19 protein-coding genes are annotated in these 20,605 nt (G+C 52.8%); 18 read left to right on the plus strand and 1 reads right to left on the minus strand.

Annotated features, from left to right (window positions below; genetic code table 11):
* The first annotated feature begins 155 nt into the window (after positions 1-155).
* The 5 genes from B2R29_RS07115 (at position 156) to prpF (ending at position 7,224) form a co-directional block, all read left to right on the plus strand.
* Positions 156-821 carry a GntR family transcriptional regulator gene (locus B2R29_RS07115; protein ID WP_301180404.1) on the plus strand — a complete coding sequence of 222 codons (666 nt, stop codon included), beginning with the start codon at positions 156-158 and terminating at the stop codon, positions 819-821.
* A gap of 24 nt (positions 822-845) precedes the next feature.
* Positions 846-1,724 (plus strand): methylisocitrate lyase, encoded by an 879-nt coding sequence (gene prpB / locus B2R29_RS07120; RefSeq protein WP_076514839.1) that lies wholly within the window; start codon positions 846-848, stop codon positions 1,722-1,724.
* 87 nt (positions 1,725-1,811) lie between these two features.
* Complete coding sequence (gene prpC / locus B2R29_RS07125; RefSeq protein WP_301180405.1) at positions 1,812-2,939, plus strand: bifunctional 2-methylcitrate synthase/citrate synthase; 1,128 nt, start codon at positions 1,812-1,814, stop codon at positions 2,937-2,939.
* A 300-nt stretch (positions 2,940-3,239) separates the two neighbouring features.
* On the plus strand, positions 3,240-5,837 hold the full coding sequence (acnD, locus tag B2R29_RS07130) for a Fe/S-dependent 2-methylisocitrate dehydratase AcnD (protein WP_301180406.1): 2,598 nt from the start codon (positions 3,240-3,242) through the stop codon (positions 5,835-5,837).
* Positions 5,838-6,045: 208 nt separating this feature from the next.
* Positions 6,046-7,224: a 2-methylaconitate cis-trans isomerase PrpF gene (gene prpF, locus B2R29_RS07135; protein ID WP_301180407.1), complete on the plus strand. Its 1,179-nt coding sequence runs from the start codon at positions 6,046-6,048 to the stop codon at positions 7,222-7,224.
* A 91-nt stretch (positions 7,225-7,315) separates the two neighbouring features.
* On the opposite strand, the gene rne is transcribed toward prpF, so the two are convergent.
* The gene (gene rne / locus B2R29_RS07140; RefSeq protein WP_301180408.1) at positions 7,316-10,072 is read right to left on the minus strand and encodes a ribonuclease E; all 2,757 of its coding nucleotides are present in this window, start codon (positions 10,070-10,072) and stop codon (positions 7,316-7,318) included.
* Between the two features lie 582 nt (positions 10,073-10,654).
* Here rne and B2R29_RS07145 point away from each other — a divergent pair.
* The 13 genes from B2R29_RS07145 to B2R29_RS07205 all read left to right on the plus strand — a co-directional run.
* On the plus strand, positions 10,655-11,629 hold the full coding sequence (locus B2R29_RS07145; protein WP_301180409.1) for an RluA family pseudouridine synthase: 975 nt from the start codon (positions 10,655-10,657) through the stop codon (positions 11,627-11,629).
* A complete protein-coding gene (locus tag B2R29_RS07150) occupies positions 11,626-12,279 on the plus strand; it encodes an HAD-IA family hydrolase (RefSeq protein ID WP_301180410.1) in 654 nt (217 codons plus the stop codon). The genes B2R29_RS07145 and B2R29_RS07150 overlap by 4 nt, the downstream gene beginning before the upstream one ends.
* Positions 12,272-13,249, plus strand: a complete 978-nt coding sequence (locus B2R29_RS07155) for a S49 family peptidase (RefSeq protein ID WP_301180411.1) — start codon at positions 12,272-12,274, stop codon at positions 13,247-13,249. Before B2R29_RS07150 ends, B2R29_RS07155 begins: the two co-directional genes overlap by 8 nt.
* Before the next feature lie 49 nt (positions 13,250-13,298).
* A complete protein-coding gene (locus B2R29_RS07160) occupies positions 13,299-13,835 on the plus strand; it encodes a YceD family protein (RefSeq protein WP_301180412.1) in 537 nt (178 codons plus the stop codon).
* 21 nt (positions 13,836-13,856) lie between these two features.
* Positions 13,857-14,042 carry a 50S ribosomal protein L32 gene (gene rpmF, locus B2R29_RS07165; protein ID WP_068438725.1) on the plus strand — a complete coding sequence of 62 codons (186 nt, stop codon included), beginning with the start codon at positions 13,857-13,859 and terminating at the stop codon, positions 14,040-14,042.
* 4 nt (positions 14,043-14,046) lie between these two features.
* Complete coding sequence (locus B2R29_RS07170; protein WP_301180413.1) at positions 14,047-15,048, plus strand: phosphate acyltransferase; 1,002 nt, start codon at positions 14,047-14,049, stop codon at positions 15,046-15,048.
* 144 nt (positions 15,049-15,192) lie between these two features.
* Positions 15,193-16,134 carry an ACP S-malonyltransferase gene (fabD, locus tag B2R29_RS07175; RefSeq protein ID WP_301180414.1) on the plus strand — a complete coding sequence of 314 codons (942 nt, stop codon included), beginning with the start codon at positions 15,193-15,195 and terminating at the stop codon, positions 16,132-16,134.
* Positions 16,134-16,874, plus strand: a complete 741-nt coding sequence (fabG, locus tag B2R29_RS07180) for a 3-oxoacyl-ACP reductase FabG (RefSeq protein ID WP_301180415.1) — start codon at positions 16,134-16,136, stop codon at positions 16,872-16,874. The genes fabD and fabG overlap by 1 nt, the downstream gene beginning before the upstream one ends.
* Before the next feature lie 46 nt (positions 16,875-16,920).
* Positions 16,921-17,154 (plus strand): acyl carrier protein, encoded by a 234-nt coding sequence (acpP, locus tag B2R29_RS07185; protein WP_068441653.1) that lies wholly within the window; start codon positions 16,921-16,923, stop codon positions 17,152-17,154.
* A 135-nt stretch (positions 17,155-17,289) separates the two neighbouring features.
* A complete protein-coding gene (gene fabF / locus B2R29_RS07190) occupies positions 17,290-18,531 on the plus strand; it encodes a beta-ketoacyl-ACP synthase II (RefSeq protein ID WP_301180416.1) in 1,242 nt (413 codons plus the stop codon).
* Positions 18,528-19,328 (plus strand): aminodeoxychorismate lyase, encoded by an 801-nt coding sequence (pabC, locus tag B2R29_RS07195; protein WP_286836587.1) that lies wholly within the window; start codon positions 18,528-18,530, stop codon positions 19,326-19,328. Before fabF ends, pabC begins: the two co-directional genes overlap by 4 nt.
* Complete coding sequence (gene mltG, locus B2R29_RS07200) at positions 19,325-20,377, plus strand: endolytic transglycosylase MltG (protein ID WP_297533974.1); 1,053 nt, start codon at positions 19,325-19,327, stop codon at positions 20,375-20,377. Before pabC ends, mltG begins: the two co-directional genes overlap by 4 nt.
* The coding region (locus B2R29_RS07205) for a dTMP kinase (protein ID WP_301180417.1) at positions 20,377-20,605 on the plus strand (229 nt) is incomplete at its 3' end. The genes mltG and B2R29_RS07205, both read left to right, overlap by 1 nt.

Genomic DNA, 20,605 nt, shown 5'->3' on the forward strand with positions numbered 1-20,605 from the left:
CTTAAGTGAACAGCATTACGGCATGGCCGGGCTTTTTTGTGCTCCGTTTTCGATGGGATGGGCTGGGTTGTATACAATCTTGGTCGTAGATCTATTGAAACTGGCATTTTTAGGCGTAGAATGTCGGTCGACTTATTTAGGATTGTCGACAATCTATGTCTGAAGCCCAAACGCTTGCTGAAAAAGTGTTCTCTGAACTCGCCACGGCTATCGTTCGTGGAGAGCTGGCTCCCGGTGAAAAACTTTCGGAGCAGGCATTGGTTACCCGATATGGCGGCAGTCGCGCGCCGATAAGAGAAGCGATTCAGAAGCTTGAGGCACGCAATCTCGTGGTTCGTGTTCCGCATGCTGGCGCTCGTGTGGTGTCTTTGTCGCTCGAGGAACTGCGTGATATCTATGAAGTTCGCCTGGAGCTTGAGAGTATGGCGTGCCGCCTGGCCGCAGAGCGTATGTCTGACGCTGATATTTCAGCACTTGAAAAGCTTCTCGAAGAACATGCACGTTCCATTGAGGCAGATCAGGGACTCAGTTACTACCAGAAGTCGGGCAATCTGGATTTTCACTACCGCATTATCGAAGGCAGCAAGAATAGCCGTTTGCATCAAATGCTCTGTGGTGACCTCTATCACATAATCCGTATGTATCGTTATCGCACCAGTACCAGCTCAGAGCGCCCGCTGCAGGCATTGAAAGAGCACCAGCGCATTGTGGAGGCGATAAAAAGTCGTGATCCGCAACTCGCCGAACTACTGATGAGGCGCCATATCCAGGTGTCTTTGACTAACCTTGAAACTCGTCTGGCTCACGAGGCCCGACATTAACTTATACGGCACAGGAGACCTGATATGACCCCAGGCCAGAAATTCCGTAAGGCGCTTGAAGATAACAAGCCGCTGCAAATTGTAGGTACCATCAATGCGTATGCCGCGATGATGGCTGAAAAAATTGGCCATCAGGCGATCTATCTCTCCGGTGGTGGTGTTGCAAACGCTTCCTACGGCCTGCCAGACCTCGGTATGACGTCGCTGAACGACGTGGTTGAAGATGTTCGTCGTATTACTTCTGCAAGCTCGTTGCCGCTGTTGGTTGATATTGATACGGGTTGGGGGGGCGCATTCAACATCGCTCGCACCATTAAAGAGATGGAAAAGGCCGGTGCTGCTGCAGTGCATATCGAAGATCAGGTTGCTCAAAAGCGTTGTGGTCATCGCCCGAACAAAGAAATCGTATCTAAAGAAGAAATGGTCGACCGTATCAAAGCGGCTGTTGATGCTCGAACTGATCCGGATTTCTTCATCATGGCCCGTACTGATGCGTTCGCTCAGGAAGGTCTTGAAGCGGCGATTGAACGTGCGAAAGCATGTGTTGAAGCTGGCGCTGACGGCATCTTCGCTGAAGCTGTGAAGACTGAAGAACACTACCGCGCTTTCGCTGAAGCGCTGGATGTGCCGATTCTGGCAAACATCACTGAGTTCGGTCAGACCGAACTGTGGAGTCGCGAGCAGCTGGGTGAGTGGGGTGCCGCTATGGTGCTTTATCCGCTGAGTGCGTTCCGCGCAATGAACAAAGCCGCTGAGACTGTATACAAAAGCCTGCTTGAAGAAGGTCATCAGCGTAAGGTAGTCGATATTATGCAGACCCGCATGGAGCTGTACGATTACCTGAACTACCACGATTTCGAACAGAAGCTCGATGCGCTGTTTGAGGAAGGTAAGAATAAGTGATTTACCGGCGAGATGCTGTTCTCGCCTATTTAAATTTTAATAATTTCAGATAGTTACGTTACGTATCTAAAGTTATAGGAGAAGCACATGGCTGCTGGAAAAGAACTCTCTGGGGCAGGCCTGCGTGGCCAGGTCGCCGGTAAAACTGCACTTTCTACTGTAGGTAAGTCAGGCTCGGGTCTGACTTACCGCGGCTACGATGTGAAAGACCTCGCGGCAAACTGTGAGTTTGAAGAAGTTGCGTATCTGATCCTGAAAGGCGAACTGCCGAGTCAGGCTGAGCTGGACGCATACAAAACCAAACTGAAGGGCATGCGTGGCTTGCCACAGGCTCTGAAAGAAGTTCTTGAGCGCATTCCTGCGTCTGCACACCCGATGGACGTGATGCGCACCGGTTGCTCAATGCTGGGCAATCTGGAAACCGAAGAAAGCTTCGATGAGCAGCAAGAAGCGACTGATCGCATGCTGGCTGTCTTCCCTGGCATGATCAACTATTGGTACAACTTCAGTCACAACGATAAGCGAATTGACGAAAACACCGATGCGGATTCGATTGCTGAGCAGTTCCTCTGGACTTTGCACGGCGAAAAACCCTCTGAGCTACATACTCAGGTGATGCAGGCTTCTCTCATTCTGTATGCAGAGCATGAGTTCAATGCCTCTACCTTCACGGCACGTGTTTGTGCTTCGACGCTGAGTGATATGCACTCCTGCATTACAGGCGCGATCGGCTCGCTGCGTGGCCCGCTGCATGGTGGTGCTAACGAAGCGGCAATGGAACTGATCGAAGGGATGAAGGATCCGGAGCACGCTGAAGAAAGCATCATGGGTATGCTGGCGCGCAAGGATAAGATCATGGGCTTCGGTCACGCGATCTACAGCGAATCCGATCCTCGTAATGCTGTTATCAAAGAATGGTCAGAGAAGCTTGCCCAGAAAAACGGCGACACGAACCTGTATGACATTTCTGTGCGTTGTGAAGCGGTGATGTGGCGTGAGAAGAAGCTGTTCTGTAACGCTGACTTCTTCCATGCGTCTGCGTACAACTACATGGGCATTCCAACCAAACTGTTTACTCCCATCTTCGTATGCTCCCGCCTGACTGGCTGGGCCGCACACGTGATGGAGCAGCGTGCTGATAACCGTATTATCCGCCCGAGTGCGGAGTACACAGGTGAAGAGCCACGTTCAGTAAAGCCATTGGCTGATCGCTGAGGTCACGCATTTCATCTGGCTGAACCGTTAATCGAAATTCCGGCACGCCGTAGATACATCCGTGTAGGCTCCGGTCTGCCAACCATGGCAGGCAGGGCCGGATCTTCCGATCGACGATTCGCCGAAACAATACAGTAGCCGCGGACTCCGCAGAGGTGTTCTCGGCAGGTCTTATTGCAAGCCTACATGCCATGGATGGCATGTGGGAGCCCCCATGGATGGGTTTACGGCGACTTGCAATCAGGCCTGTGAGAACGCCTTTTCGCCGTAGAGACTGCGCATATTGATGCAGAGAGAATCATGAATACTGAATTCCGTAAGAACCTGCCGGGCAGCAGCCTGGACTACTTTGATACGCGTGCCGCGATCGAAGCCATAAAACCTGGCGCCTACGATGGCCTGCCATACACCTCACGCATTCTGGCTGAGCAGCTGGTTCGTAAATGCGATCCTGCGATGCTGAATGATGCACTGGGTCAGCTGATTGATCGTAAACGCGATCTCGACTTCCCTTGGTATCCGGCGCGCGTTGTATGTCACGACATTCTTGGCCAGACCGCTCTGGTAGACCTTGCAGGTCTGCGTGACGCCATTGCAGAGCAGGGCGGCGACCCGTCGAAAGTGAACCCAGTTGTTCCGACACAGCTGATCGTTGACCACTCGCTGGCTGTTGAGTGTGGCGGTTTTGATCCGGATGCGTTCCAGAAAAACCGTGATATTGAAGAACGTCGTAACGAAGACCGTTTCCACTTTATCGAATGGACTAAAACCGCGTTCGACAACGTTGACGTGATTCCAGCCGGTAACGGCATTATGCACCAGATCAACCTGGAGAAAATGTCTCCGGTGGTTCAGGCACGCGACGGTGTTGCATTCCCGGATACCTGTGTCGGTACCGACTCGCACACGCCACACGTAGATGCACTTGGCGTTATCTCTGTTGGTGTTGGTGGTCTTGAGGCTGAAACCGTGATGCTGGGCCATCCATCCATGATGCGCCTTCCTGACATCGTAGGTGTTGAGCTGACGGGTAAGCGACAGCCGGGCATTACCGCAACGGACATCGTGCTGGCTCTGACTCAGTTCCTGCGTAAAGAACGTGTGGTGGGTGCCTACCTTGAGTTCTTCGGTGAAGGCGCATCGAGCCTGACCATCGGTGACCGGGCAACGATTTCTAACATGACGCCAGAATACGGCGCGACTGCAGCCATGTTCTACATTGATGAGCAGACCATCGACTACCTGAATCTGACTGGTCGTGAGCCAGAACAGGTGGCTCTCGTTGAGCAGTACGCTAAAGAGACCGGCTTGTGGGCGGACTCGTTGGCAAATGCTGAGTATGAGCGTGTTCTTACGTTTGATCTGTCTTCTGTTGGCCGCAACATGGCCGGCCCTTCAAATCCGCATGCGTTGCTGGCGACAGCCGATCTGGCAGCCAAAGGCATTGCAGGTAACCTGGAAGAGGCGAAAGCTCAGGAAGCAGAAGGCTTGATCCCGGACGGTGCTGTGATCATTGCCGCGATTACTTCCTGTACTAACACATCAAACCCTCGCAACGTCGTCGCGGCGGGCCTGCTTGCTAAAAAAGCGAACGAGCTGGGCCTGATCCGCAAGCCTTGGGTGAAATCATCCTTCGCGCCTGGCTCTAAGGTGGCTCGTACCTACCTCGAAGAAGCCGGTCTGCTGCCTGAGCTGGAGAAGCTTGGTTTTGGTATCGTGGCATTCGCCTGTACCACCTGTAACGGTATGTCTGGTGCGCTGGACCCTGAGATTCAGCAGGAAATTATTGATCGTGACCTGTACGCCACAGCCGTTCTGTCGGGTAACCGTAACTTCGACGGCCGTATCCACCCATACGCCAAACAGGCGTTCCTGGCGTCACCGCCGCTGGTTGTAGCGTATGCGATTGCAGGTACTGTGCGTTTCGATATCGAAAAGGACGTGCTGGGCAACGATGCCGATGGCAACCCGATCTCACTGAAAGACATCTGGCCATCGGACGAAGAAATCGACGCCATTGTCGGCGAGTTCGTGAAGCCTGAACAGTTCCGTGATGTCTATATCCCAATGTTTGATCTTGGCTCAATTGAACGCGCTGAAAGCCCGCTGTACGACTGGCGCCCGATGTCGACCTACATCCGTCGTCCTCCATACTGGGAAGGCGCTTTGGCGGCAGAGCGCACCATGAAAGGCATGCGCCCGTTGGCGATCCTGCCGGACAACATTACGACGGACCACCTGTCTCCGTCGAATGCCATCCTGATGGACAGTGCTGCGGGTGAATACCTGCACAAAATGGGACTGCCAGAAGAGGACTTTAACTCATACGCTACCCACCGCGGTGACCACCTGACTGCTCAGCGAGCAACCTTTGCTAACCCGAAACTGATGAACGAAATGGTTCAGGAGAACGGTGAAGTGAAACAAGGCTCTCTGGCTCGTATCGAGCCAGAAGGTAAGGTCGTTCGTATGTGGGAAGCGATTGAAGCCTACATGGAGCGCAAACAGCCGTTGATTATCGTGGCCGGTGCTGACTATGGTCAGGGTTCATCACGTGACTGGGCGGCGAAAGGTGTGCGTCTCGCAGGCGTTGAAGTAATTGTTGCTGAAGGTTTTGAACGCATTCACCGCACCAATCTGATTGGTATGGGCGTGTTGCCAGTTCAGTTTAAGGAAGGCACAACGCGTAAGACGCTGAAGCTCGACGGTACTGAAACCTACGACGTTATCGGTGAGCGGTCTGCTCGCGGCGACCTCACGCTGGTGATTCACCGCCAGAATGGCGAAACCGTTGAAGTGCCAGTCACCTGTCGACTGGATACCGCCGATGAGGTTATTACCTATAACGCGGGTGGCGTGCTGCAGAAGTTCGCCAAGGACTTCCTGAAAGGCGCTTGAAGCTGGCTGCATTGCTGAGGCAGTGTTGCAGATCAACTCGGAATGCTCACGTACTCCAGTACGCTCCGCTTCCTCGCTGATCTGCGCCTCGCCTCAGCGTCTTCGCCGACGCTTCATTATGAGAGAGCGTAAAAAGCGTCAGGTGACAAAGCTGAATCGGTAGGGTGGGCATGGCCCACCTTATTTTTATTATTCGATGGGGCATCTTATGACTCATAAACCACAAATTAAAATCCCTGCGACTTACATGCGTGGCGGTACGTCGAAGGGCGTTTTTTTCAGTCTGACCGATCTGCCTGAGGCGGCTCAGGTGCCGGGTGAAGCGCGCGATAAGATTCTGCTGCGCACCATCGGCAGCCCTGATCCTTATGGTCAGCAGATCGACGGCATGGGCGGCGCGACTTCGAGTACGTCAAAGACGGTTATTCTTGCAAAGAGCGAGCAGCCGGATCATGACGTTGATTATCTGTTTGGTCAGGTTGCCATTAACAAGGCCTTTGTCGACTGGTCAGGTAATTGCGGCAACTTAACAGCTGCTGTCGGGGCGTTCGCTATTTCTAAAGGTCTGGTCGATGCTGGTCGGATTCCAGAAAACGGCATTTGCATCGTTCGTATCTGGCAGAAAAACATTAAGAAGACCATTATTGCTCACGTACCAATCACTAATGGTGAAGTGCAGGAAACCGGTGACTTTGAACTGGATGGTGTGACGTTTCCTGCTGCGGAAGTCGTAATTGAATTTATGGACCCGGCGGATGGTGAAGGTTCTATGTTCCCGACGGGCAATTTGGTTGATGACCTTGATGTACCTGGAGTGGGTACTTTTAAGGCGACCATGATTAACGCCGGCATCCCAACCATATTTGTCAACGCTGCGGATATTGGCTACACAGGAACTGAGCTTCAGAAAGACCTGAACTCAGATGCTGAGGCTCTTGCTCGTTTCGAAACCATGCGGGCATATGGTGCGGTAAAGATGGGCCTGATCTCGAATATTTCTGAAGCAGTCGCTCGCCAGCACACCCCAAAGATTGCTTTTGTTGCACCTGCAGCGGCGTACGAATCCTCGAGCGGTAAGCAAATCGCCGAAACTGATATCGACGTATGCGTTCGTGCGCTGTCTATGGGGAAACTGCACCACGCCATGATGGGAACCGCGTCGGTAGCTATCGCCACAGCAGCAGCGATTCCGGGCACTCTGGTTAATGAAGCCGCAGGCGGTGGTGCTCGTGATGCAGTTACTTTCGGTCATCCGTCGGGTACGCTTCGCGTTGGTGCGGCTGCTGAGGAGGTAAATGGTGAGTGGACCGCTAAGAAAGCTGTAATGAGTCGCAGTGCGCGCATCATTATGGAAGGGAATGTTCACATACCTGGTGATACGTTCTGATCAGATGTATCAGGGTATAAAAAAGCCCGCGTTTGCGGGCTTTTTTGTGCCTGTTCACCCAGTGCTAACCGAGTGAGTAAGCTGGCGGGGATTATTCCCCGCTCTGCTCTTCTTCAGCTACTTCCTGCTTTGAAGGCGAGCTCTCAGACTTATCACCCGCGTTGCGAGGGTCATTAGGAGCACGACCTGACGGAGCGCGACGACGACGTCTGGAAGGCTTTTTCTCTTCAGACTCTGCCTTGTCATCTACTGTTGGCTTAGCTTCTGCCGCTGGTTTAGTTTCAGCCGTTGGCTTAGCTTCGGCTGCAGGTTTAGTTTCTGCCGTTGGCTTAGCTTCGGCTGCTGGCTTAGCTTCTGCCGCTGGCTTAGCTTCTGCCGCTGGCTTAGCTTCGGCTGCAGGTTTAGTTTCTGCCGTTGGCTTAGCTTCGGCTGCAGGCTTATCCTCAGCTTCAGATTTGCTATCGGTCTGAGTGGCTGTGTTCTCGCCAGCTTGTGCTGCAGACTTACGTGAACGACGGCGACCACGGCGACGGCTATTGCCTTCAGAGCGGTTTTCAGACTGCGCGCCAGCTTCTTCTGGTTTTGTGTCGTTTGTTTTTGCTTCAGCAGGCTGCGAAGTAGCAGTCTCAGTAGTGGTGTTCACTGGCTGAGTATCAGCTACCACTTCTTCAGGGTTCTCCTTTGCTGCAGGTTTCTGTGGCTTAGGAATATCTTCACGACGACTGCGGTCGCGACGAGGAGCGCGCTTAGCGTTCGGGTTCTCATTGGCATCTGAAGAGTCCTGGCTGACCTTGTTCTGGCGTGCAGGCTTTTCATTGCGAGCGTTTTCAGACTTGTCGTTGCCGTTGCGGCGGTTGTTGCGACCTTTACGGTTGTCGCCTTTCGCCTGGGTGTCACCGTTCTGGCTATCTCGCTGACCATCTCGTTGGCCATTGCGGTTGTTTCTACCGCCACGCTCATTCGCTGGTTTGTCAGAAGCTTTGCCGTTGCGGGCTTTGTCCTGCTGTCGGCCATTGCGACGCTTATCATCGCCATCATCCGCTTTGCGGCGATTATCGCGACGACCATTTTTTGCGTTCTTGTTTTTTGGCTCGGACTTGGTGTTCTTGTTAACACGAACTTCCGGGCGCGGCGCTGCTTCGGGCTCTTTCTCTGTGGTAAGCAGGGCAGAGATGGCCTGACCAATACGCCCCCACAGGCCGGCTGATTGCGGTGCCGCTTCTTGTGGCTGCGTCGCAGCAACTGGCGCAGGTGTGCGCGGTACAGTGCTTACGGCCGCTTCCTGTGCTTTCACTGGCTCGGCATTGAGCGCTTCGCTCAAGTGCTCCGGCTCATCCATATCCAGGCGGTGCTCGTAAGATACTTCGCCGACCATAGTGTCGTCTGGGCGGAGGCGCTGAACTTCGTAGTGCGGTGTTTCCATGTTCGGATTTGGAAGTACCATCACCAGGCAGTTGTGACGCTGTTCAATGCCAGCAATCAGTGCGCGCTTTTCATTCAGAAGGAATGACGCAACAGAAACAGGAACAATCGCACGAACCTGTGCTGTGTTGTCTTTTGCTGCTTCTTCTTCAATGAGGCGAAGGATCGACAGGCTTGAAGATTTGGTGTCGCGTACAACGCCTGTGCCGCTACAGCGAGGACACACGTGCGCAGCGGTTTCGTCCAGAGAAGGGCGCAGACGCTGGCGTGACATTTCCATCAGGCCGAAGCGAGAGATTCTGCCAACCTGAACGCGAGCGCGGTCAACCTCGAGAGCTTTCTTCAGTCGGCTTTCAACTTCGCGCTGGTTCTTGTTGGCCATCATGTCAATGAAGTCGATAACGACCAGGCCGCCCATGTCGCGCAAGCGCAGTTGGCGTGAGATCTCGTCGGCTGCTTCCAGGTTTGTATTGAGGGCTGTTTCCTCAATATCTGAGCCTTTGGTTGCGCGTGCAGAGTTGATGTCGATAGACACCAGAGCTTCGGTCGGGTCAATAACGATTGAACCACCAGAAGGCAGTTTTACTTCTCGCTGGAAGGCGCTCTCAATCTGGCTTTCAATCTGGTAGCGATTAAATAGTGGTACAGGATCTTCGTAGCGCTTGAACTTGTTCTGGTACTGAGGCATCACCTGCTGAACAAAAGCGAGAGCTTCGTTGTAAGCGGCGTCAGTATCAATAAGAACTTCACCGATGTCGTGGCGCAGATAGTCGCGGATCGCACGAATGATGACGTTGCTTTCTTGAAGCAGGAGTACAGGTGCTGCGCGCTCTTCTGCGGCGCGAGAAATTGCATCCCAGAGATGAACGAGGTAGTCCAGGTCGGCCTGGAGCTCTTCGCTTGAGCGGCCAATGCCTGCGGTGCGCACGATAACGCCCATTTTGTCAGGCACGCTGACGCCTTTCATGGCTTCACGCAACTGAGTACGTTCATCACCTTCGATGCGGCGTGAAATACCACCAGCGCGGGCATTGTTTGGCATCAGAACCAGGTAGCGTCCGGCGAGGCTTACCTGAGTGGTCAAGGCTGCGCCTTTATTACCACGTTCTTCTTTGTCTACCTGAACGATGACTTCCTGTCCTTCCTTCAACACTTCTTTGATGTTGATGCGGCCAGGGCCAGGGTCTTTGCAGAAATACTCACGAGAGATTTCTTTCAGCGGAAGGAAGCCGTGACGCTCGGCTCCGAAGTCGACAAAGGCGGCTTCGAGGCTCGGCTCGATGCGGGTTATTTTGCCTTTGTAAACATTAGACTTTTTCTGCTCGCGACCACCGGATTCAATGTCCAGGTCGTAGAGCTTCTGGCCGTCTACAAGGGCAACACGCAACTCTTCTGTCTGAGTTGCGTTGATCAGCATTCTTTTCATGCGGTACGTATTACTCTGTTGGGCAACGTACCTGACTGGCAACGCAGGGCCTGTCTGCTGTGTTGTTTCAGCAGCGAAGGATAGTGGCGGTAATGCCGCCTTGTAACCCGCTACGCACGTGTGCGGAGCAGGGGAATCTAGTTATCACTTTCGCAGTGTTCATCACGGCCTACAGGGCCGGTTATTACCAAAATATTTATGGGTGCTCTGCCGTGGAATCCGTCTTACTGATTGCGTTTCCCGGGGCAATGGTGTTTGCGGGCTGGTTGTTGCTCCGCTCAGCAGACACCGACACTGTCCATAATTTGATAATGCGAGATTGCCTGCAGGTAGCTGCGCGGTTTATCTCACCGGGCGGAGTCATTCCGCCGAATCAATTCTAGGGAAGAGTGTTTACCGTATTCATCTTCCTTTATACTTAGCCGCCTTGCGGCCTGACCGGGGAGCGTTGTCTTCTCAACATTATTATGCGGAAAGATGCGCTACTTATGTTCGGTTTACACCCGATCACGCCGGAATATAGCAACAATGTTCAGAGGCAGCAATTGCCTTAACAAAATAAATCGTTGGTAACTTCTTCGCATGCCCAGACCTCAGCTAGACCCAGCCAAAGTTAACTTTATCGATGTCGATGAGGGTAACGATGGCCAGCGCCTCGATAATTTTCTGTTGAGTCTTCTCAAGGGGGCGCCCAAAACGCTCGTGTACCGCATTATCAGGAAGGGGGAGGTGCGGATAAATAAAGGTCGTGCTAAGGCCGATTCCAGGCTGAAAAGAGGAGACCGGGTTCGGGTTCCTCCGGTCAGATTGCCAGAAGCGAACGAGGTGCCTGACGTGTCACCAGCTTTGCAGAAGATTCTGAAGGACTCCGTGTTGTATGAGGATGATGCTTTGCTGGCCGTAAATAAGCCCCATGGGTTGGCGGTGCATGGAGGGAGCGGTGTGTCGCTCGGGCTTATTGAGGCGCTCCGTAAGACTCGTCCCGATCACAGCTTTCTTGAGTTGGTGCATCGACTTGATCGTGATACGTCGGGCGTCATCCTTGTTGCGAAAAAGCGCAAGGCGCTGACCATCCTTCAGCAGATGCTGGTTGATAAGCGAGGTATCAGTAAAAAGTACCTTGCCCTGGTTCATGGTCACTGGGATGCCGGAGTAACGGATATCCGCCTGCCTCTTCTGCGTACTGAGCGGCAATCGGGCGAGCGCGTTGTGGTCGTAAGTGAAGACGGGAAGTCGTGTCATACGCGTATGCGGCTGCTTTCTGAGGGGGCTCGCTACTCTTTGATTGAGGCGGAGCCTGTCACGGGAAGAACTCACCAGATACGCGTGCACTGTCTCTCGCAAGGGGCTGCAATTGCAGGCGATGTAAAATACAGCGACCGCACGGAAGCGCTTCAGGATAAAGAGCAGGGCATTCGTCGATTATGTCTGCATGCGTGGCGCCTTGGGTTTCGTCACCCTATTTCTGGTGAGCGATTGAATATTGAGGCGAAGCCCGATGGTGAGTTGAGGTCGATCTTTCATAAAGTGGGATGCAGCTACGAGGGTGTGATGTGAAGTATGAGTTAGTCATCTTTGATTGGGATGGAACGCTCGCAGATTCGACAGGCAGGATCGTCGACAGTATGCGACGTGCGGGCGCGGAAGTTGGTTTGCCAGTCGTTCCTGATGCTGACATTCAGAATATTATTGGGCTTGGCTTGCCGGAAGCCATTAAGACGGTCTGGCCCGGTGTGCGTGCGGATCAAATGGAGCCGATGAGGTCGGCTTACGCGCGCTACTTCGTCTATGACAGTCAGATACCAATGGATCTGTTTGATGGTGCGGAGGCCTTGCTTGATAGGCTGGCTGCCGGGGCGCGTAAGGTTGCTGTCGCTACCGGGAAGAGCCGGAAAGGGTTGGATCGTATACTGCATGACCTGTCCCTTGAATGCGCTTTCAATACAACACGATGTGCCGATGAAACCCAATCAAAACCACACCCCCTGATGTTGACTGAAATTCTTGAGGAGCTCGGCGTGTCAGTTGAGGGTGCTGTCATGGTAGGGGATACAACCTATGACCTTGAAATGGCAGCGGCTATCGGGATGGATTCTATCGGTATGAGTCATGGCGCTCACGACGAGGCAAGGTTAAGAGCTTGTGGGCCTCAAGTCATCTGTCATAGCATTAGCGAACTTTTAGACTGGATTGGTATTAATGGATAACAACGAATTTCGTCGCCCTGAAGACAATAGCAAGGAATGGAAACTTATAGAGAAGGCGCTTATGGCGTCGCAGCAGGAGCAGCGTACCGCCCGTCGCTGGGGGATATTCTTCAAACTACTGACGTTCAGTTACCTGTTCGTCATCGCTGCCATTATTTATGGTGGAGCCTCTAAAGGTGGGGATGGGGGTGCTGGCTTCGCCGTTGGTCCTCATGCGGCTGTCGTGGAGGTGCGTGGTGCGATATCGGCGGAAGAAGATGCGAGTGCTGATCGAATCATTGGTGCTATGCGAGATGCATTTGATAACGACGAGGCCTTGGGATTGATTCTCAGAATTAACAGCCCGGGTGGTAGCCCTGTCCAGTCGGGCTATGTGTTCGATGAAATCGTAAGGTTGAAATCAACGCGGCCGGACTTCCCTGTGTATGCGGTGGTTATGGATATCGGTGCTTCGGGGGCGTATTACATCGCTGCCGCCGCGGACGAGATCTATGCAGACAAGGCAAGTCTTGTTGGTTCCATTGGTGTTGTCGGGTCAGGCTTTGGTTTTGTCGAAGCTATGGATAAGCTTGGTGTTGAGCGTCGCCTGTATACCTCTGGTGAGCATAAGGCGTTTCTCGATCCTTTCTCTCCGCAGCGTCAGGAGGAGAAAGAATTCTGGGAAGGTGTGCTGGATACTACGCACAAGCAATTTATATCTCAGGTAAAGCTTGGCCGTGGTGACCGTCTGTCTGATCATCCTGATCTTTTCAGTGGTCTGGTGTGGACAGGAGAACAGGCGGTAGAGCTTGGTCTTGTTGATGGTCTTGCATCATCGAGCCAGGTTGCGCGTGATCTTTTGGGTACTGATGAGCTGGTTAACTACACCGTAAGGAAGGACCCGTTTGTTGAGTTTATGGAGCGGTTTGGTGCCAGCTTCGGCAAAGGTGTGGCGTCATTCTTTAGTACCCAAGTGATGACCATGCGCTAGTGTGCGCATGGTTTGCTAAATAATTTTGACATGAGGGGGCGACATACCTATGATGTCGCGCACTATGACAGAGGCTCCGCTTCCCAAGCGCATCGATGCTTTTAAGTTAGTTGAGGTAAATCAACAGCTTAAAGGAAAAATCGAAAGTAATAAGCTAACCCGGCTGGTAGATTCTACCCGCTCACTCGATGACTATATTGAGTGCGAAGTTGAATTTGGTCGGGATGAAGAACGCTTTCGGGTTTTATCCGGTAAGTGTAGCGCAGGGGTGGTAATGGAGTGTCAGCGCTGTCTGGGGGATGTACGGATCGGTATCTCTGCTGAGTTTCGACTGGGTCTGGTCTTCAATGATGACCAGGCGAAGGCGCTTCCTAAGCGTCTGGAACCTGTCGAACTTGATGAAGAAGGCCGACTGTACCTTTGGGATGTTATCGAAGATGAGCTTCTGCTCAACTTGCCGGATTTTCCAATGCACCCTCAGGACGAGTGTCAGGCACTCAAAATAGAGCCACAAGAAGACATTGCCGCAGAGGAACCACAACGGTCGAATCCGTTTGACGTCCTTGCGCAGCTTAAACAGAAATAGCGATTAACCAGGAGCCCTACCATGGCGGTTCAGAAAAACAAAGTAACCCGTTCTAAGCGCGGTATGCGTCGTTCACACGATGCTGTTGATACCAACACCATCGCTCTGTCTACCGACGCTACTACTGGCGAAACTCATCGTCGTCACCACGTGAGTGCTGACGGTTTCTACCGTGGCAAAAAAGTCGTGGAGACTGGCAGCAACTGATTCTATGGTAACCATAGCGGTTGATGCGATGGGCGGGGACTTAGGTCCCCGCGTTGCGTTCAGGGCATGTCGGGCCCTGATGAAAAATGATCCCGACGTCGAAGTAATCTTGCCTCTCGAAGAATCTCTGCACGCTTCTGCTCGTAAAATTCTTGGCAAATACCAGCCTCGTGCACGACTTGTTGTATGCGGGGGGCATGTGCGCATGGAGGATAGCCCTCGCCAGGCCCTCAAAGAACGCGCAGATTCCAGTATGTCTGTTTGCCTGAAACTTCATGCGTCAGGCGACGCCGATGGCGTTTTGTCGATAGGTAACACTGGTGCGTTATTGGTGCTTGCCCGCAAGCATCTCGGGGCTCTTCATGGTGTGGATCGCCCGGCTCTTGCCACTCAGCTGCCAACCAAGGGGCGTCCATTATTGATGATGGATCTGGGCGCCAATATCTGCATGACATCTGAACAGCTGCTTCAGCTCGGCTTTCTGGCGACAGCCTGGTATCGCGCAGGTGGTAATGAGCAGCCCAGGCTTGCCCTGCTTAATATCGGCACGGAACCGGGAAAGGGAACCGATACCATCAAAGCCGCGGGTGCTCTATTTGATGAGCAGTTGGGTTCTCTCTATGCGGGCTTTCGCGAGGGAGATCGTCTGTTTGATGGTGATCTCGATGCAGTTATCTGCGATGGCTATTCCGGTAATATTACCCTGAAAACGACAGAAGGGTTGATTGAGTGGCTCCTTGATATGATGGGCTCTGAGTTGCGAAGTTCGCTCGCTTTGCGGTGGTTCTATCCTCTGTGGAAGGCAACCATGAGACGAATCGACCGGCAGGTTTCGCCAGCTCGTCATGGCGGCGCTATGCTTCTGGGGATTGCAGGGAACGTTGCAAAGACGCATGGAAAGTCTGACGAGCGCGCGTTTCGCTACGCCCTGGAATACATGGTTCGTCAGCTAAGAACGCGTGATTACCAGTCTATGGAAGCTGAGTTTTTAAAAATCACTTGCTGAAGCCCGGTTTTGAACCCTGAAGTCAGGCCAACTGGTGAGTTTCAGGCAATAATCCTGTGCATTTAATGCGGTTTATTGTCACAATACGCAGCTATATTCTGGTGCGACCAGAACGATCGAAGAAAATAACGATAAGGTTTTGCAATGACCGACGTGATTGCGTTTTTCCCGGGGCAGGGTGCTCAACAGGTGGGCATGCTGTCTGATATCTCGAAACAGTATTCTGAAGTCAGTGGGACATTCGCTGAAGCCTCTGATGCCCTGGGCATCGATCTCTGGAAGATGGTCACCGAAGGGCCAGATTCCACATTAAACCAGACCTTTAATACACAGCCTGCATTGCTTGCTGCCAGCACTGCTGTATGGCGTGTCGTCAGCCAACACAGTCCCGCGCTTAATGTTACTGCGGGTGCTGGGCATTCTCTTGGTGAATACTCGGCACTGGTCGCAGCAGATGCGATTGATTTCGCAGACGCTGTCCGCCTGGTTCGACGTCGTGGCGAACTCATGGAGGCTGCTGTTCCTGCTGGGCAGGGGGGCATGGCTGCCGTTCTGGGCCTTAACGACGAACAGATCGTTGAAGTGTGTGAGGCTGCGTCTCAGGCAGGTGTTGTAGAGCCGGCAAACTTTAATGCGCCGGGTCAGATTGTTATCGCCGGCGAGCAGGCGGGTATTGAAAAAGCCATAGAACTGGCGAAAGAAGCGGGCGCGAAACGTGCGCTGCCTCTTGCTGTGAGTGGACCATTCCATTCGAGTCTGATGAAGGCGGCGGCGGAGATATTCGCAGCAGATCTCGACGGGGTTCAATGGAGAGCACCTAAATTCCCGGTTTACCATAATGTGGGTAATGCTCCAGCCACGCTGGAGGAAATACCTCAGCGTTTGCTTCAGCAATTGTATAGTCCTGTGAATTGGACAGGCGCCGTTCCTGCTGTTCGTCATCATGCGGAGCTTGCGGTTGAATTCGGCCCAGGAAAAGTGATCGCTGGGCTGAATAAGCGTATTGATAAGAGTCTGCCGGTAGCTGGTACGGGCGATCTTGCAGGCCTGGAGGCAAGCATGTCTAAAATTCAGGGGGCCGAATAATGTCAGAGAAGAAGCTGGCCCTCGTTACGGGTGCTTCCCGTGGGATTGGATTTGCGATCGCAGAGCGTTTGGTTGCAGACGGATACCGTGTTGTCGGGACGGCAACCAGTGAGTCTGGCGCTGAAGCCCTGCAGGCTAAATTGCGAGTGCATGGCGACGAGCACTCGGCGGCGGTGTTGAATATTGCTGATAGTGAACAGACTAACGCAGCAATGAAATCGCTACTTTCTGAGTATGGTACGCCTTTGGTTGTAGTGAATAACGCTGGCATTACACGCGATAATCTATTTTTGCGTCTCAGTGAAGACGATTGGGATGCGGTAGTTAATACCAACCTTTCAGGGGTTTTCCGGGTGTGCAAGGCGTTAGCAAAGGCCATGCTCAAGCAAAAGGCCGGGAGCATCATTAACATCAGCTCAATTATTGGCACAACAGGCAATGGCGGTCAGGCTAATTATGCTGCTGCCAAGGCAGGGCTGGAAGGCTTCAGTCGCTCGCTTGCTCAGGAAATCGCCAGTCGCAATATCACCGTCAACTGTGTGGCGCCTGGATTTATTCAAACTGACATGACAGATGTCTTGCCTGAAACGCAAAAAGAGGCCATCCTAGCGTCCATTCCGGGTAAGCGCTTCGGTCATGTTGATGATATCGCAGGTGCGGTTGCCTTCTTGGCAAGCGACGATGCCAGATATATTACCGGCCAGACCATTCATGTGAATGGCGGTATGAACATGGGTTAAGGTCTCGCTGACCTTCTGGAAAATTTAACAAGTCAGGAATATAGCAATGAGTAACATTGAAGAACGCGTAAAGAAAATCGTCTGTGAACAGCTGGGTGTTAAGGAAGAAGAAGTAAAAGCTTCATCTTCTTTTGTTGATGATCTGGGTGCAGACTCTCTCGACACTGTAGAGCTGGTTATGGCTCTGGAAGAAGAATTCGAGACTGAGATTCCAGACGAGCAGGCTGAGAAGCTGACTACCGTTCAGGAAGCTATCGACTACATCGTTGCTAACCTGTAAGGGTTAGTAGCGATAGGAAAAAGCCGCGCAGCCGTCGCGGCTTTTTTGTGCCCTGCGGCAACCACCGTATGAGCGGGGTTCTGTCCCGACACTGAAATGCTGCAGGGTATATTCATTCTGGGCGGGTGACTGAATATGAAAACCAAACGCGTAGTGATTACGGGGCTGGGCACGGTGAATCCGTGCGGCTTGAATGCTCCGGATACCTGGAAAGCGATTCTTGCAGGTGAAAGTGGGATAGGTCCTATAACGGGATTTGATACCATAGGTTATTCCGTTGACTTCGGTGGTGAAGTTAAAGGTTTTTGTGCGGATGATGTACTATCTGCAAAAGAATCGCGCAAACTTGACCCGTTTATTCAATACGCGCTGGTCGCCGCAGATGAGGCGCTTAATGATGCAGGGCTCGGAGAGACGTACGATCCGGTTCGCTGCGGTGTTGCGGTGGGTTCTGGTATTGGCGGCATATCGACGATAGAAACAAACGTCGATACGCTCAATAACAGTGGGCCACGGCGGGTATCTCCTTTCCTTGTGCCTGGTTCGGTTGTCAATATGGCTGCTGGTAACATAGCAATCCGACACGGCTTCAAAGGCCCTAACTTCTCAATTGCCACCGCATGTACCACCGGTACACACAATATCGGTTTCGCTGCACGAACCATTGCCTTCGGCGATGCAGATCTGATGGTCGCTGGCGGGGCTGAGATGGCGTGTTCGCCATTGGGGATTTCTGGCTTTGCCGCTGCTCGTGCATTGAGCACGCGTACAGATAGTCCACAGGGGGCAAGTCGCCCCTGGGACGTTTACCGTGATGGGTTTGTTCTTAGTAGTGGCGCTGCTGTTCTTGTTCTCGAGTCTCTTGAGCATGCTCAGGCGAGGGGGGCAAAGATCTACGCAGAGCTCTCAGGGTTTGGCATGAGTGATGATGCTTATCACGTGACCTCACCACCTGAGAACGGCGAGGGGGCGGCGCTTTCGATGGCCAATGCTCTTCACAATGCTGACTTAACGCCCGACAATATTGGCTACATTAATGCTCACGGCACGTCGACCCTTGCGGGCGATCTCGCTGAAATTAATGCGATAAAATCCGCCTTCGGTAAGGCGGCCAACAGTGTCGCGATCTCCTCGACTAAGTCGATGACTGGCCATCTGATTGGTGCTGCTGGTTCGCTCGAAGCTCTCATCTCAGTCCTTGCTCTGTGTGACCAGAAGGCTCCGGGGACTTTAAACCTGACAACGCCGTCCCCTGGTTGTGATCTCGACTTGATCGGCCCAGTTTCAAGGGATATGCCGCTGGAGCATGTAATGAGCAACTCCTTTGGCTTTGGTGGGACTAATGCCACGCTGATTTTTAGCCGGATATCTCAATGAAGTTTAACTATCAGGCCGGAAATGGCTGGCAGTCTGATGCGCAGGAGTTTGATGACAGAGGGCAGCAGTTCGGTGATGGGCTCTTTGAAACGGTCCGTCTTGATGGTCGCGGTGTTGCACCTCTCTGGCAAATGCATGTCGAGCGCCTGGCACTGGGGCTGAAAGCGCTCCGCTTCAGTGACGTCGCGGTTGAATTCGTTTTGCACGCGATTGATTCGATGGCGCATCCAGTCGGTATGACAGCGTGCAAGCTTCTGGTAACGAGAGGCGTTGGTCCACGAGGATACGGATTCACTCCAGATCTCATGCCGTTGGTAACGGTGCGCTATTTCAATGCACCGGCGTTTTCAATATCCCCTTACGCTGCTGGTACGAGCGATATTGTGTTATCGACTCAGCCATTGCTCGCTGGGCATAAACACCTGAACCGACTTGAGCAGGTACTTGCCCGCGACAGCTTCGATGTCGAGTGGGATGAATGCATCATGCTCGATAGTAGCGGGATCGTGATTGAGGGGTGCATGAGCAATGTTTTTGTTAAACTGGACGGCCGTTGGCTAACCCCGGAAATAACCTCGTCGGGGATTAATGGAGTAGTACGACGCTGGTTGCTGGATACGAACCCCGAAATCAACGTACAAAACTTTGGTCTGCCCGAGCTTAACAGCGCTCAAGGGCTGATTTTTACAAATAGTCTTGTTGGAATTCGCTCCTGTCACATCTTTGATGGCCAGACTCTGGATGTGGCACCAGAAGCAAAGCGATGGCAGCTTGCCTATCAGGAAATGTTTGAATGATGCTTAAGCGACTCTTGCTCGCAATGATAGCTCTGCTTGTATTGGCAGGGCTTATTCTCGGCTCCGTAGGGTACTGGTGGCTGAGTCAGAAAAACCTTAATCAAACGTCTGTCGTTGTCGTGATCGAGAAGGGACAGTCGCTGAACAGCATGGCGCAGCAGTGGGAAGATCAGGGGTGGCTTCGTTCGGCTCTTCGCCTGAAAGTTGCTGCGAGACTGACTGGCGGGGCGCGTGATGTTCGTGCCGGTGAATTTATTATTCCACCGGGGCTCAGCAGCCTCACGATATTGCCGTACCTGGCGGAAGCTCAGACCAGAACGTATCGGGTTTCCTTAATTGAAGGACGCAGGCTGTCTGCCGCTCTCGAAGCGTTGAGTCAGGCTGAGTATCTTCAACAAGACCTCGGAGCCCTTACCGTCGAGCGTGTATCCGACTATCTTGGTCTTACAGTTCATGCTGAAGCACAGCTTTACCCGGACACCTATGTTTATCACCGCAACCAGCCCGTCTCTGAAATCATCACTCAGGCGCACGAAAGACTGAACAGGGTGCTTAAAGAGGAGTGGCAGGCGCGCGATGCTAATCTGCCTTATACCTCGCCGTATGAAGCGCTGGTCATGGCGTCTATTATCGAGAAAGAAACGGGTGTCGCCAGTGAACGTCCGGTTATCGCCGGTGTTTTTGTGCGCCGCTTACAAAAGAATATGAGGTTAGAAACAGACCCAACCGTCATCTACGGCCTGGGTGAGTCTTTCGATGGCAATCTCACGCGAGCGCACCTGCGTGATCGCAGTAATCCATATAACACCTATCGCAACAAAGGACTGCCTCCGGGGCCTATCGCGCTGGCTGGCCGAGAAGCTATTCGCGCGGCGTTGAACCCTGCAGAAGGTACCGAGCTATTCTTCGTCGCGCGGGGGGATGGTAGCCATTATTTTTCTTCCACTCTGGAAGAGCACAATAAGGCAGTGCGACGCTACCAACTATCGCGACGGAGCGACTACCGCTCAGCGCCAAAAGCAGAGCAAAGCAGCGGGGAGACTGACTGATGCTAACTACTTCCGGTCGTTTTATTACGTTTGAAGGTGGTGAAGGTGTTGGTAAGTCGACCAATATTCAGGCGGTTGCAAGGCACCTCGAATCGCAGGGAATCTCTGTGGTGGTGACTCGCGAACCGGGCGGAACCCCGATCGCTGAAAAAATCCGTAACGATCTTCTGAAGGCGCATCACGAAGAACCTATGTCTGATATGACAGAGTTACTCCTGATGTTTGCGG

It is taken from the genome of Thalassolituus sp. UBA3500 (genome assembly GCF_002377545.1).
Classification (GTDB): domain Bacteria; phylum Pseudomonadota; class Gammaproteobacteria; order Pseudomonadales; family Oceanobacteraceae; genus Thalassolituus.

What these genes read in the sequence shown, in the direction of transcription:
- B2R29_RS07145 (WP_301180409.1), top strand. Translation starts at nt 10,655, where the DNA reads ATGCCCAGACCTCAGCTAGACCCAGCCAAAGTTAACTTTATCGATGTC.
- fabG (WP_301180415.1), top strand. Translation starts at nt 16,134, where the DNA reads ATGTCAGAGAAGAAGCTGGCCCTCGTTACGGGTGCTTCCCGTGGGATT.
- pabC (WP_286836587.1), top strand. Translation starts at nt 18,528, where the DNA reads ATGAAGTTTAACTATCAGGCCGGAAATGGCTGGCAGTCTGATGCGCAG.
- prpB (WP_076514839.1), top strand. Translation starts at nt 846, where the DNA reads ATGACCCCAGGCCAGAAATTCCGTAAGGCGCTTGAAGATAACAAGCCG.
- B2R29_RS07170 (WP_301180413.1), top strand. Translation starts at nt 14,047, where the DNA reads ATGGTAACCATAGCGGTTGATGCGATGGGCGGGGACTTAGGTCCCCGC.
- B2R29_RS07115 (WP_301180404.1), top strand. Translation starts at nt 156, where the DNA reads ATGTCTGAAGCCCAAACGCTTGCTGAAAAAGTGTTCTCTGAACTCGCC.
- rne (WP_301180408.1), bottom strand. Translation starts at nt 10,072, where the DNA reads ATGAAAAGAATGCTGATCAACGCAACTCAGACAGAAGAGTTGCGTGTT.
- fabD (WP_301180414.1), top strand. Translation starts at nt 15,193, where the DNA reads ATGACCGACGTGATTGCGTTTTTCCCGGGGCAGGGTGCTCAACAGGTG.
- prpF (WP_301180407.1), top strand. Translation starts at nt 6,046, where the DNA reads ATGACTCATAAACCACAAATTAAAATCCCTGCGACTTACATGCGTGGC.
- acpP (WP_068441653.1), top strand. Translation starts at nt 16,921, where the DNA reads ATGAGTAACATTGAAGAACGCGTAAAGAAAATCGTCTGTGAACAGCTG.
- B2R29_RS07155 (WP_301180411.1), top strand. Translation starts at nt 12,272, where the DNA reads ATGGATAACAACGAATTTCGTCGCCCTGAAGACAATAGCAAGGAATGG.
- rpmF (WP_068438725.1), top strand. Translation starts at nt 13,857, where the DNA reads ATGGCGGTTCAGAAAAACAAAGTAACCCGTTCTAAGCGCGGTATGCGT.
- prpC (WP_301180405.1), top strand. Translation starts at nt 1,812, where the DNA reads ATGGCTGCTGGAAAAGAACTCTCTGGGGCAGGCCTGCGTGGCCAGGTC.
- B2R29_RS07160 (WP_301180412.1), top strand. Translation starts at nt 13,299, where the DNA reads ATGATGTCGCGCACTATGACAGAGGCTCCGCTTCCCAAGCGCATCGAT.
- fabF (WP_301180416.1), top strand. Translation starts at nt 17,290, where the DNA reads ATGAAAACCAAACGCGTAGTGATTACGGGGCTGGGCACGGTGAATCCG.
- acnD (WP_301180406.1), top strand. Translation starts at nt 3,240, where the DNA reads ATGAATACTGAATTCCGTAAGAACCTGCCGGGCAGCAGCCTGGACTAC.
- mltG (WP_297533974.1), top strand. Translation starts at nt 19,325, where the DNA reads ATGATGCTTAAGCGACTCTTGCTCGCAATGATAGCTCTGCTTGTATTG.